The following is a 13065-nucleotide window of genomic DNA, read 5'->3' on the forward strand; positions in this document are numbered from 1 at the left end:
CGCTTGCGCGCAATTTAAGGTACTGCCACGCCAAAGATGCTGTTCTGATCGTCATCCTTTCCCGTAGTAAAAGCCGCCCCTTCAATGTGATAGACCGTCGGCTCTTCGGAAAAATATTCCTCCAGGCCCAGCATGAACAGCCGATGGTCTTCGCTCGCTTCGAAGCCCGGCGTGTGGTCCTCGAGTGAAGCCCAGCGCACGATGAGGTTGAATCGCTCGGGGCTTTCGATACCGGGCGCGAGCATGTGGCCGCCATACCCCTTGGCGCGGCGGAGCAGAGGAGCGACCTCGGCAAATGCGCGTTTGAACTGTTCAGTTTGTTCTTTGTGGACGGGCAGCAGTGCGATTTCATAAATCATTGCGGTATTCCTCTAGAGCAAGTTCGGCAGTTGCATGCCCTTACGGGGCGAGCGAGGGCTCGACGGCAATCGCGATTTTTCCCCGCAGACCCTTGTTGGGCGTCTCCAGCAGGGCATGGGCGAGCCCAATGTCGGCGAGCGAATAGACCGCACCAACATGGGGCCGCAGCTGACCGCGCTCGACCAATGCCTTCAGTTCATCGAGCTTGCCGCGGTTCTGGCGGGTGAAGACGAAGTGGTAACTGGCGTTCTTGCCCCAGGCCTGAATGAGGTTCTGCGGCTTGGCGATGTCCACGATCGAAACCACGCGGCCGAGCTGGGCGAGCGCGTCGGGGCTACGGGTCAAGGTGTCGCCGCCGATGGTGTCGAAGATCACATCCACGCCCTGGCCATCGGTTTCCCGCAGGACGGCGTCCACGTAATCCTCTTGTTCGTAGTCGATGACCACGTCGGCACCCAGCCCCCGGGCGAACTCGAAGTTCGCTTCGCGCACGGTGGTGAAGACCCGCGCACCAATGGCCTTTGCCACCTGGATCGCGACATGGCCCACGCCGCCAGCGCCGCCGTGGATCAGAATGCTTTCCCCGACCCGGAGCGATACACGCCCGACCAGGGCTTCCCATACCGTCCCGCCTACCAGCGTCAGGCTGGCCGCCTCGAGATGGCTCAGCGATGCCGGCTTCTTGCCAATGATGCTTTCGGAGGCGACGTGGTACTCGGCATAGCTGCCGTCGCCTTCGAAGATTTGCGTGGTGTACCAGACTTCGTCGCCTGGCACGAAGCTGGTCACACCCGGGCCGACGGCTTCGACGACGCCGGATACGTCATGCCCGGTAATGGCGGGGAGAGGCACGTAGTCGACGTAGTCGCCCCGACGTACCTGGTAATCCAAGGGGTTGATGGAGGTTGCGTGAACCCGCACCAGCACTTGTCCCGCTTGCGGCACCGGCTTGGGTACGTCGCTCAGTTCGAACGATTGCGGGCCGCCAAACGAATTGAGTATCTGCGCTTTCATTGAAAATCCTCGCTCCGATAAATATCGGGATATTTCGACATGCGGCCCTGTTCAGGCTGGTGGTTCAAGCAAGGGCTTGAAGTGACTCGGGCAGGACCTGGCCACCGTCGATAATCAGGCTTTGCCCGGTGATGTAACCGGCTTCGCGGCTGGCAAAGAACAGGACAGCGCTGGCAACGTCTTCGGGCGTGCCCAGGCGCTTGAGTGGAATAGAGGCCGCCACGCCCGCTTGGTACTCGGCATCCACGTCCAGGAAGCCTTCGGTGACGATGTTGCCGGGGAGTACCGCATTGACGGTGATGCCGTCTTTGGCCAGCTCGATCGCCGCAGTCCGCATGAACCCCAACTGCGCCGCCTTGCTCGCACCGTAATGGACCCAACCAGGAGACCCGGTGACGGGGCCAGTAATCGATGAGGTGAGGATCACCCGACCGTATTCGGCTCGTCGCAGGAGGGGCAGGGCGGCTTGCACGCACAGGAATGTGCCTTTGGCATTGGTTGCCATCACCCGATCCCAGTCGGCCTCGGTCAGGTTTTCCAATGCAGAATTGGGGAAAATGCCAGCATTGCAGCAGAGCACGTCGAGGCCGCCATACATCTCCTCCAGGGTGCGTATCAGCGCCTCGACGGAGGCGGATTCAGCCACATCGGCGGCCAGCCCCTGTACTTGCAACCCATCGGCGCGCATACCGGCAGCGACGGTTTCGATCTTGTCAGCGTTGCGCGCGGTGATCAGTACACGTGCCCCCTGGATAGCAAACTGCCTGGCAATTCCAAGGCCTATGCCACTGCTGGCACCGGTGACCAGGACACTCTTGCCGCTTAATGACGAGAACATCTGCGCAGCTCCTATCCAATGTGGGTGCTGGCATAGTCAGTCAAGCCATGGCGGTCTGCTTGACCGCTCGGCACATTTTTGTGCTCGGCGGTCAACTCCTAAGCAAAAAAGGTTTAGGTTTGTTCTCTGCGGTCAACGACTTATCTCTAGGTATCAAGCATTTGCCGCGCCACTAGGCATTCTTGGATTCGCCGCTTATTCGAGGAGAAACTGATAGAAGGAGACCGGTGGTCGCTGATGGCTCAGGTTGTATCGAATGTTGATAAGCTGGATGACATCCCCCTTCAGGATGTGTGTCAAAAAGCGGCATGAGGATTGCCTTACTTTGTGCTTGTCAAAACCGACTTACCGGTCCCATTAGCACTCGTGTGAGAGGTTGCCATGCAACTTGCCACTACGCGGCGACTCGCCGAAGAGCTTCAATCCATTGGAGTTCTCAGTTCGGCTGCAACAGGCTTGGCTGAATTCATCCAGCAGAAAGGTGGAGATGTAGACCGAATCTTCGGTCATGCGGGGTTCGACCCGGAGCATCTGCAGCACCCAACCTTGAGTCTGGATCTCAAGCAGTATTGCGCCGTTTTCGAAGAGGCCGCTCGTCAGACCCAAGATGACAATTTTGGTTTGCGCTACGGCAATCAGTTCAAACCCGACAGCCTGGGGATGCTCGGTTATGTCGGCATCTGCTCGGAAACTCTGGGAGACGCACTGCGTAACGTAGTGAAGGTGTTTCCCATCCATCAGCAAGGCAGCCTGTTGCGCCTTGAGGTGGAGAGCGAATGGTGCCGGCTCGATTACCAGGTGCAGTACGGTGCGATCTTTCGCAAGCGTCAGGACGCTGAATTGTCCATGGGGATGTTCACCAACTTGATGCGTCACGCCCTCGGGCAAAAGTGGGCCCCTGAGCGGGTTCATTTCGAGCACCCGCAGCCGGAGGCCTGGCACGAGCACTGTAAGGCCTTCGATGCTCCGGTCTTCTTTGGCCAGCCCTGTAATTCGCTGGTGTTCAGGAGGAGTGCGCTGGAGAAAGCCATGCCCGATCGTGATAGTCGCCTGCTGGCCATCGTCATGGAAAGCATGGCCCTGTTGGCGCGCCAATGGGGCGAGCGGCAAGAGGGACATGGCATCATCAACGATGTTCAGGCGCAGATCCGAATTCAGCTGGCCGAGGGTGAGCCGAGTCTCGAGCAAGTGGCGGACCTGCTGAATATGACAACCTGGAGCTTGCAGCGACGACTTGGCGAGAAGGGGCTGACCTTTTCTGCTCTGGTCGAAAAAGTGCGCCAGGACTTGGCCCAGTATTACCTGACTCGGACGAGCCTACCCATCTCCGAGCTCGCACTTTTGCTGGGCTATTCAGAAACCAGTGCTTTCTCGCGCGCTTTCCGGCGTTGGCATGGTGCGAGTCCGAAACAGTGGCGCAAGTCCGACGCATAGTTTGTTCCGCCAGCAGAATTCGCTCGGCATCCCAGGGGCCCGCTGCCGCTGCCGAGAACGCTATTTTTTGAAAGTGTCCGACTGTCGTTAATGAAGCTTCATCGAAGCGCGACCTGGGCGAGTTCATCGTTCAAATATCGCCGGCATAGATCAAGGCTTTGCTTCGCCCAGTTCGCCCCGAGGTTACGGACTTGCTGGGTGTCAGCATGGGTTCCGGTCCAGGCCAGAAGCTGGATGCGCCGCTGAATGATGAAGGTCGGAATCATGGCGATGTCGTGCGCCGTCAAACGACTCACCGCCGCATAACCGGCCAGCCAGTGTTCGATCCAGTCATTCAGGCGCTCGTGATGCTCGTAGAAGCTCAGAGCCGAAGCCAGGTCATGCATGTACCAGCCAAAACCGCAGTCATCGAAATCGATAACGTGCGTGCGCTCATGATCGACCAGCAGATTGGCCAAACGCAGATCGGCATGAATCAAACCGTACCGTTTAGCGTCCTGACCATAGCCCGCCAGCTCGCGATCCACGCGTTGCAACACCTCCTCGATCAAACCAAACGCGCTGCTGTCCAGATTGACCGCATCCCGCCAGTTTCCCCAGTGTCCCCCGGGGCCGACCATGCTTTGGTGATTCCAGACAATCCGGCGAAAATCGTCTGGGCGCTGCCATTGCTGGCTGTGCTGATGCAGCTTTGCGGTAATGGCGCCCAACCGCATGAAGGCACTGACGTCGACATCTGCGGTGGGCTCGCTCCCGTTGACCCAGTTGAACAGCACCAGATTAAGTTCCTTGCCGATACCCACCCCAGCACTCTGCACATAATGTCCATCCAGGCCTGCGATGGGGCGCGGGACTTGAATGCCTGACGCCTGCAAAGCGCTCAGCCAGTTCAGTTCGCTCTCGATATCGGCTTTTTGGTGATAACCCAGCTTGTGCACGCGCAAGGCATAACGTTGCCCGCCCGGCGTATCGACACGGTAGGTGGCGTTCTCTGAATGACACAGCAGCGTTACTTGCCCTTGCACATGGGGCGGGTAGCAATCGGCGAGCGTGCGGATCGCCACATCGTGCAGGGTCTGAAGGCCGATTTCTTCTTGTTTTGCAGTGCTCATACGTCAGCTCCAGCGTGTTCTGAGGAAAAGTCAGAATCAGGATGGAGAGACTGTCGTGGATGTGCTTGACCTTGGGCGGAGTGAATCTGACTGCAGAGGACAATTACAAGATCCAAGGCTGGAAGTTGACCGCAGCGCAGATAACGAATCTGCCAAGGTCAAGTCGCGCGAAGAAACCAGCGGCACTATTTCCAACACGCATCTGCTACCTGGATGCCGCTTCCGGTACTTCTTTGCACGCCTAGCGAGGCCGCTCAGCATGTTGAAAACCAACGCTTTTTCCCAGGAAAGCAGTAACACTCTCTCGCCGCGCACCCGCGAGATGATCGAGCGCCGACGGCGTTTGCTCGGCCCAGGTTATCAACTGTTCTATCAGAACCCGCTGCATCTGGTTCGTGGTGAAGGCGTCTGGGTCTACGATGTCGAAGGGCAGCGCTATCTGGATGTCTATAACAACGTACCGTCAGTCGGGCATTGCCACCCGCATGTTGTCGATGCCCTGTGTCGCCAGGCACGCCTGCTCAACACGCACACCCGTTACCTGGATGACAACATCCTGGATTTCGCGGAAAAACTGCTGGGAACCATGCCTGGCGAGCTGAGTCAGGCGATGTTTACCTGCACGGGCAGCGAGGCCAACGATCTGGCGGTGCGTATCGCCCGTGACCATACCGGCGGTACCGGTGTGATCGTTACCAGCTACGCCTACCACGGACTCACCGCCAGCATTGCCGAACTGTCTTCCTCGCAGTTTTCGCAGCTCGCGGCGAGCCCTGATGTGCGCACGGTTGCGGCGCCCATACATAACCCGCAAAACCCCGAAGAAGTTGGCCGACGGTTTGCCGCCGACGTACGTGCGGCCCTGGCCGATATGCGCCGTCACGGTATCAAGCCAGCGGCCCTGTTACTGGATTCATTCTTCACCAGTGACGGCGGCTTCTTCGACCCGCCCGGTTTCCTGCGCGAAGCCGTCGAGGCTGTGCGCGAGGCCGGCGGCCTGTATATCGCCGACGAAGTCCAGCCGGGCTATGGGCGCTCGGGGCGCCATATGTGGGGCTTTCAGTGTCATGGCCTGGTCCCGGACATCGTCACCCTGGGCAAGCCGATGGGCAACGGTCACCCAACGGCGGGCATCACCATCAAGCCGCAAATCCTGGAGCGTTTCGCCAACGAGTCCGGCTATTTCAACACCTTTGCCGGCAATCCGGTTTCGTCCGCTGTCGGCTTGGCGGTACTGGAGGTGATCGAGCGGGAAAAGCTCATCGCCAATGCCCACGAGTCCGGCAAGTTGATGCTCGAAGGGCTCAAGCGCCTGGCCACACGCCACAGGAGCATCGGCGATGTGCGCGGCATGGGGCTGTATCTGGGCCTCGATTTCACTACCCCGGAGGGGGCGCCCGATGCCGCGACCGCGGCGAAAGTGGTCAACGGCCTGCGAGAGGAGCAGGTGCTGATCGGCGCCGCCGGTCCACACGTCAATACCCTCAAGATCCGCCCACCGCTGGTATTCCAGCGCGAGCATGCAGAGATCTTCCTGAACAGCTTGGCGCGCGTGCTCGAGCGACTCTGACCGGCGCAGCGGTACTGCGCCCGACAATCACAAGAACGATGTCACGGAGAACACCATGATCTACGCAAAACCCGGAACACCCGATGCTGTCATCAAACTCAAGACACGGTACGGCAACTACATCGGTGGCGAATTCGTTGCGCCGGTCAACGGCCTGTACTTCACCAATACCAGCCCGGTCGACGGCTCGCTGATCGGCGAATTCCCCCGCTCCAGCAGCGAAGACATCGAACTGGCGCTGGATGCCGCCCATGCCGCCGCCGATGCCTGGGGCAAGACTTCGGTGCAGAACCGCGCCCTGGTGCTGTTGAAAATTGCCGACCGCATCGAAGCCAACCTCGAGCTGCTGGCCGTGGCCGAAACCTGGGACAACGGCAAGGCCGTTCGCGAAACCCTGAATGCCGACGTGCCGCTGGCAGCCGACCACTTTCGTTACTACGCCGGCTGCATCCGCGCCCAGGAAGGCAGCGCCGCCGAAATCGACGAACACACCGCGGCCTATCACTTCCACGAGCCCCTGGGCGTGGTCGGCCAGATCATTCCGTGGAACTTTCCGCTGTTGATGGCCGCCTGGAAACTCGCTCCAGCCTTGGCCGCCGGTAACTGCGTGATCTTGAAGCCTGCCGAGCAGACTCCGTTGTCGATTACCGTGCTGATGGAGCTGATCGGCGACCTGCTGCCACCGGGCGTGCTCAATGTGGTCCAGGGCTATGGCCGCGAAGCCGGCGAGGCCCTGGCCACCAGCAAGCGCATCGCCAAGATCGCCTTCACCGGCTCCACCCCGGTGGGCTCGCATATCTTGAAATGCGCCGCCGAGAACATCATCCCGTCCACCGTGGAGCTGGGCGGCAAATCGCCGAACATTTTCTTCGAAGACATCATGAACGCCGAGCCGGCCTTTATCGAAAAGGCCGCCGAAGGTTTGGTGCTGGCGTTCTTCAACCAGGGCGAGGTGTGCACCTGCCCGTCGCGCGCGCTGGTGCAGGAGTCGATCTACCCGCAGTTCATGGCCGTGGTGATGAGGAAGGTGCTGCAGATCAAGCGCGGCAATCCGCTGGACACCGAGACCATGGTCGGCGCCCAGGCTTCCCAGCAGCAGTTCGAGAAAATTCTTTCGTACCTGGAAATCGCCCAGGAGGAGGGCGCCGAGCTGCTGGCCGGCGGCAGGGTGGAGAAGCTCGAAGGCTCCTTGGCCAGCGGCTACTACATCCAGCCGACCCTGCTCAAGGGCCACAACAAGATGCGCGTGTTCCAGGAAGAGATCTTCGGCCCGGTGGTCAGCGTGACCACCTTCAAGGACGAAGCCGAGGCTTTGGCGATTGCCAACGACACCGAGTTCGGCCTGGGCGCCGGGGTGTGGACCCGCGACATCAACCGTGCCTACCGCATGGGGCGCGGTATCAAGGCCGGACGCGTATGGACCAACTGCTACCACCTGTACCCGGCGCATGCCGCGTTCGGTGGCTACAAGAAGTCCGGGGTGGGGCGCGAGACCCACAAGATGATGCTCGATCACTATCAGCAGACCAAGAACCTGCTGGTCAGCTACGACATCAATCCGCTGGGCTTTTTCTAAGTACTGCCACTCCCTAATTTGCCTCACGCCGCCGTGCAGGTGCACGGCGGCCGTCATGAAGAGGACCCAGCTCATGTCCATTCAACAAGAACAAACCATCAGCCTCGCGCACGGTGTCGAAACTGAAGGTGTCGATGCGCACTATTTCCAGAACCGACAGTTGAAACAAGGTGCCGCGGGATGGGTGCTGCTTATCGGCCTGGGTGTGGCCTATGTCATATCGGGTGACTTTGCCGGCTGGAACTTCGGCCTGGCCCAAGGCGGGTGGGGCGGCATGTTCCTCGCCACCTTGCTGATGGCCGCCATGTACCTGTGCATGTGCTTCTCCATGGCCGAGCTGTCTTCGATGATTCCCACCGCAGGTGGCGGTTACGGCTTCGTGCGCACGGCCTTCGGGCCCTGGGGCGGGTTCTTCGCGGGCGCTGCGATCCTGCTGGAGTACGCCATCGCGCCGGCCGCTATCGCGGTGTTCATCGGCGCCTACTGCGAATCGTTGTTCGGCGTGGGCGGCTGGCCGATCTACCTGGCGTTCTACACGGTGTTCATCGGTATCCATGTCCTCGGCGCCGGAGAGGCCTTGAAGGTCATGTTCGTGATTACGGCGGTGGCGGCCGTTGCACTTGGCCTGTTCATCGTGACGATGATTCCACACGTTGAAGTTGCCAACCTGTTCGACATCCCGGTGACCGAAGCCAAGGGGGCCAGCAGCTTCCTGCCATTCGGCTATGTCGGCATCTGGGCCGCAATCCCTTACGCGATGTGGTTCTTCCTCGCCGTGGAGGGTGTCGCGCTGGCCGCAGAGGAAACCAAGAACCCCACACGCGACCTGCCACGAGGATTGATTGGCTCGATGCTGCTGCTGCTGATCTTCGCTGCGTTGATTCTGACGGTAGGTCCCGGGGCGGCGGGAGCCATGGCGCTGATGGAGTCCGGTAACCCGCTGGTGGCGGCGCTGGAGGTGGTCCATGGAGGTTCGACCTGGATGAGCCAGTTCGTCAATCTGGTTGGCCTGGCCGGCCTGATCGCCAGTTTCTTCTCGGTGATCTATGCCTATTCGCGGCAGATCTTCGCCTTGTCGCGAGCGGGCTATCTGCCGCGCAAGCTGTCGGTTACCAACCGCAACAAGGCGCCGGTCCACGCATTGGTCGTACCGGGTGTCATCGGTTTCGGCCTGTCGCTGACGGGGCAGGGTGACCTGCTGATTCTGGTCGTGGTGTTCGGCGCGACACTGTCTTACGTGCTGATGATGGCGGCGCATATCGCTCTGCGCATCCGTCGCCCGGATATGCAGCGCCCGTATCGCACGCCAGGCGGCATCGTCACTTCGTCATTCGCCTTGGTGCTGGCGGCGATCGCCCTGGTCGCCGGCTTCCTGGTCGACCCGAAAGTGATGCTGGGGGCGGCGGCAATCTACGGGCTCTTCATTGCCTACTTTGCGTTTTACAGCCGTCACCACCTGGTGTCCGGCACTCCCGAGGAAGAGTTTGCGGCCATCCAGATAGCTGAAGAAACGTCTCATTAGCGACCACCTTTGTTACGGCCCCGTCGATCAGGCGGGGCCGTTCAAAACCTGATCAGAGCTAACAATCAGCCATTGGAGGCTTCCAGCCCAGCTACTCGGCTGGTGGCCTTCTTACAGGAAAACCTCATGTCGATTTTCGAAACGGGCCTGGCGCCCCTGGCGGTTAACCACATAGCGCTCTCACCGCTGAGCTTCATCGAGCGCACCGCTGCTGTTTACGGACAATATCCCGCGGTCATCCACGGCGCGCTCAGGCGCAACTGGCAAGACACCTATGAGCGTTGCCGGCGCCTTGCCAGTGCGTTGAGTCGGCGGGGCATCGGCAAGGGCGATACGGTGGCGGTGATGCTGCCCAACATCCCGGCGATGCTTGAAGCGCACTTCGGTGTGCCGATGATCGGCGCGGTGCTCAACACGCTGAACGTGCGCCTGGATGCGCCGGCGATTGCCTTCATGCTCGAGCACGGCGAAGCGAAGGTGTTGATCACCGACCGCGAGTTCCACGCCGTGATCCGTGAGGCCTTGAGCTTGCTGGCTGATCCGCCACTGGTGGTCGATGTCGATGACCCGGAGTACGGCGCAGGGCGTGCCGTGAGTGAGCTGGACTACGAAGCGTTGCTGGCCGAAGGTGACCCGCAATTTGCCTGGCAATGGCCGGAAGACGAGTGGCAGGCCATTTCACTCAATTACACCTCAGGCACCACCGGCAACCCCAAGGGCGTGGTCTATCACCACCGCGGCGCCTACCTGAATGCCTTGGGCAACCAGATGACCTGGGCCATGGGCAACCATCCGGTGTACCTGTGGACGTTGCCGATGTTCCACTGCAATGGCTGGTGCTACCCGTGGACGGTCACCGCGCTCGCCGGCACGCACGTGTTTCTGCGCCGTGTCGAGCCGCAGAAGATCCTGTCGTTGATTCGCGAGCACCGCGTCAGCCACCTGTGTGGCGCGCCAATCGTGCTCAATGCGCTGGTCAATCTGCCGGATGCAGACAAGGCGTCCATCGAGCATCCGGTCGATGCCATGGTGGCCGGTGCAGCACCGCCGGCGAAGGTCATCGGCGCGGTCGAGGAAATGGGTATCAAGGTCACCCACGTGTACGGGCTCACCGAAGTCTACGGGCCAGTCACGGTGTGCGCGTGGCATGGCGAGTGGGATGAAAAACCGCTCGACGAGCGCGCCAGGATCAAATCGCGTCAGGGTGTGCGTTATCCGACGCTGGAAGGTTTGATGGTGGCCGATCCGCAAACCCTGCAACCCGTCCCGAGCGACGGGATCGCCATGGGCGAAGTCTTCATGCGCGGAAACACAGTAATGAAGGGTTACCTGAAAAACCCTGATGCGACTCGCGAGGCTTTCGCTGGCGGTTGGTTCCACACCGGCGATCTAGCGGTGCGACACCCGGACGGCTACATCGAAATCCAGGATCGACTGAAGGACATCATCATCTCCGGCGGCGAAAATATTTCCACCATCGAGATCGAGGGTGTTCTCTATCGCCATCCGGCAGTGCTGGAGGCTGCGGTAGTAGCTCGGCCGGACGAGAAATGGGGAGAAGTGCCCTGCGCGTTCATCGCCCTCAAGGAGGGGCGTGCGGACACTCGGGAGGAGGACATCATTGGGTTTTGCCGCGAGCAGCTGGCCAGTTACAAGTTGCCCAAAACCGTGGTGTTTCGCGAGTTGCCGAAAACCTCGACGGGCAAAATCCAGAAGTATTTGCTGCGAGACTGGGCCAGGGCGCTCTGACAAAACCCGCGGTCGCGGGCATTTGTAGTGCTTATGCGTATACGTTGGCATTTGGTGCAAACCGCGTGCAGCGAGCCTTGTTGAAAGCTGTGGATAGGGAAGTGCATCGTCCTGGCAGCGGCAAGCTACCAACCGATGCACGCAGGCTGAGCGAACTCGCCTACGGGATCCGCTTCATCCAACCACCAACCCATTGGGTGGCAATGGCAGCGCCGTCTTGTAACGCACCTGCTTCAGCGCAAAGCTCGAGCGAATGTTCGCGACACCGGGGATTTTGGTCAGATGATCAAGGATGAAGCGCTCCAGCGCCTGAATGTCAGGCACTAGCACGCGTAGCAAGTAATCGGCGTCTCCAGTCATCAAATAACATTCCATCACCTCCGGCCGCTCGGCAATGGCGCTTTCGAAACGCGCCAGTGCATCGACCACCTGTTTTTCCAAGCTGACGTGAATGAACACGTTGACATGCAGACCCAGCAGCTCCGGGGCCAGCAGCGTGACCTGCTGACGAATCAACCCAAGCTCCTCCATGGCCTTGACCCGGTTGAAACAGGGGGTAGAGGAAAGATTGACCGCGCGCGCCAGTTCGGCATTGGTTATGCGCGCATTCTCCTGCAGCCGGTTGAGAATCCCGATGTCGGTCCTATCAAGCTTGCGCATTAAATTTTTCTCCATAATTCACCAGTAGAAGAATATTTGACTAAAACTCCGCTGTCTTCCAAGTCAATTAGGAAAGTTTCTCCGCCTCGGGACCATTAGGCTGTTCTGTACCCACTAATTGCTTCAGGAGGTCATCGTGACGACCTGCCCGCAAAGCCTGAGTACCGAGGCTCGAAACGCTCCAATATCCGAGCGCATTTTGCTGACCCCTAGAATCAAGGGGATCGCGTTGCTGCTCTTGGCGATCCTGGTATGGGGCGTCAACTGGCCGGTCATGAAGGCGGGACTTGATCACGTCACCCCCGTTTGGTTCTCAGCCAGCCGCTTCGCACTTGGCGCCTTATGCCTGTTCCTTCTGCAATTGGCGACCGGCACCCTGTACCGACCCCGTGGGCGCGACTTGCCACTCTTGCTGAGTGTCGGTCTGTTACAGATGCTTGCCTTTACACTGCTCGGCGCGCTGGCCATGACGGACCTCCCAGCGGGGCGTTCGGCTGTGCTCGCCTACACGACCCCGCTATGGGTGACCCCATTGGCCGTGCTCGTTTTTCGTGAACGTCTGGCCCCTCGTCAGCTGTTCGGCGCCGCCCTCGGCATGTTCGGCGTAGCCGTGTTGTTCAACCCGCTGGCGCTGGACTGGAACAATGCGAACCTAGTGCGCGCAAACCTGATGTTGCTGATCGCATCGGCCTGCTGGGCGCTGTGCATTCTGCACCTGCGCTACGCCAACGTACGCGCTACGGCCTACGAGCTTGCTCCTTGGCAGATGCTCGTCGCTGCGGTTCCCCTGCTGGTGCTCGCACGAATCGTCGAGGGACCATTCACAGGCGATGGCTCAATGACGTTCTGGCAGATCGTTTTGTTCGTCGGCCCGCTGGCCACCGCTTTTTGCTTCTGCGCCGTCAACGCCGCAAGCATGTGGCTACCGGCTACGAGCATGTCACTGGCCATGTTGGGTGTGCCGCTGGTGGGCTTGATTAGCTCGGTGTTCTGGTTTGGTGAGAGCTTGAGCATCAGTCTCATTGCCGGTGTGCTTGCGATCTCGGCAGGTATTCTCCTTGCCATGTTGAAGACACGAGCCAGCGGAATATCGTGAACAATCGAACGGCAAGCTCACACCTTGCCGTCGCTGATCCGACAGTCAGTTGCGAGGGCAGCCAGAAGGTGAATTGATGAGCGGCACACCTCGGATCAGTACGGCACTAAACGCAGCGCCAGGTAGATGGCGAT

General features: G+C 60.0%; 11 protein-coding genes. 6 read left to right on the forward strand and 5 right to left on the reverse strand.

The window, feature by feature from the left end:
- Positions 1-14: 14 nt before the first annotated feature.
- From ACW9UL_RS05225 to fabG, 3 genes are all read right to left on the reverse strand, one after another.
- Positions 15-359: an antibiotic biosynthesis monooxygenase family protein gene (locus ACW9UL_RS05225; RefSeq protein ID WP_457789327.1), complete on the reverse strand. Its 345-nt coding sequence runs from the start codon at positions 357-359 to the stop codon at positions 15-17.
- A gap of 40 nt (positions 360-399) precedes the next feature.
- Entirely contained in the window at positions 400-1374 is a 975-nt protein-coding gene (locus tag ACW9UL_RS05230; protein ID WP_457789329.1) for a zinc-dependent alcohol dehydrogenase family protein, read from the reverse strand.
- A 64-nt stretch (positions 1375-1438) separates the two neighbouring features.
- Positions 1439-2212 (reverse strand): 3-oxoacyl-ACP reductase FabG, encoded by a 774-nt coding sequence (gene fabG / locus ACW9UL_RS05235; RefSeq protein ID WP_457789331.1) that lies wholly within the window; start codon positions 2210-2212, stop codon positions 1439-1441.
- A gap of 381 nt (positions 2213-2593) precedes the next feature.
- On the opposite strand from fabG, the gene qhpR reads away from it, so the two are divergent.
- Positions 2594-3646, forward strand: a complete 1053-nt coding sequence (gene qhpR, locus ACW9UL_RS05240) for an AraC-like transcriptional regulator QhpR (protein ID WP_457789333.1) — start codon at positions 2594-2596, stop codon at positions 3644-3646.
- 98 nt (positions 3647-3744) lie between these two features.
- Here the strand turns inward: qhpR and ACW9UL_RS05245 are convergent, their stop codons facing one another.
- Positions 3745-4758 (reverse strand): phosphotransferase enzyme family protein, encoded by a 1014-nt coding sequence (locus ACW9UL_RS05245; RefSeq protein WP_457789334.1) that lies wholly within the window; start codon positions 4756-4758, stop codon positions 3745-3747.
- A 259-nt stretch (positions 4759-5017) separates the two neighbouring features.
- Here ACW9UL_RS05245 and ACW9UL_RS05250 point away from each other — a divergent pair, with 259 nt between their 5' ends.
- From ACW9UL_RS05250 to ACW9UL_RS05265, 4 genes are all read left to right on the forward strand, one after another.
- Entirely contained in the window at positions 5018-6328 is a 1311-nt protein-coding gene (locus ACW9UL_RS05250; RefSeq protein ID WP_457789336.1) for an aspartate aminotransferase family protein, read from the forward strand.
- 55 nt (positions 6329-6383) lie between these two features.
- Positions 6384-7904, forward strand: a complete 1521-nt coding sequence (exaC, locus tag ACW9UL_RS05255) for an acetaldehyde dehydrogenase ExaC (protein WP_457789338.1) — start codon at positions 6384-6386, stop codon at positions 7902-7904.
- A gap of 73 nt (positions 7905-7977) precedes the next feature.
- Entirely contained in the window at positions 7978-9426 is a 1449-nt protein-coding gene (eat, locus tag ACW9UL_RS05260; protein WP_457789340.1) for an ethanolamine permease, read from the forward strand.
- A gap of 126 nt (positions 9427-9552) precedes the next feature.
- A complete protein-coding gene (locus ACW9UL_RS05265; protein WP_457789342.1) occupies positions 9553-11175 on the forward strand; it encodes an acyl-CoA synthetase in 1623 nt (540 codons plus the stop codon).
- 174 nt (positions 11176-11349) lie between these two features.
- Here ACW9UL_RS05265 and bkdR read toward each other — a convergent pair whose 3' ends face one another.
- Positions 11350-11835, reverse strand: a complete 486-nt coding sequence (gene bkdR / locus ACW9UL_RS05270; RefSeq protein ID WP_148117580.1) for a Bkd operon transcriptional regulator BkdR — start codon at positions 11833-11835, stop codon at positions 11350-11352.
- A gap of 136 nt (positions 11836-11971) precedes the next feature.
- On the opposite strand from bkdR, the gene ACW9UL_RS05275 reads away from it, so the two are divergent.
- The gene (locus ACW9UL_RS05275; protein WP_457789344.1) at positions 11972-12931 is read left to right on the forward strand and encodes a DMT family transporter; all 960 of its coding nucleotides are present in this window, start codon (positions 11972-11974) and stop codon (positions 12929-12931) included.
- The last annotated feature ends 134 nt before the right edge of the window (positions 12932-13065 follow it).

The organism is Pseudomonas sp. PL-6 (assembly GCF_054110165.1).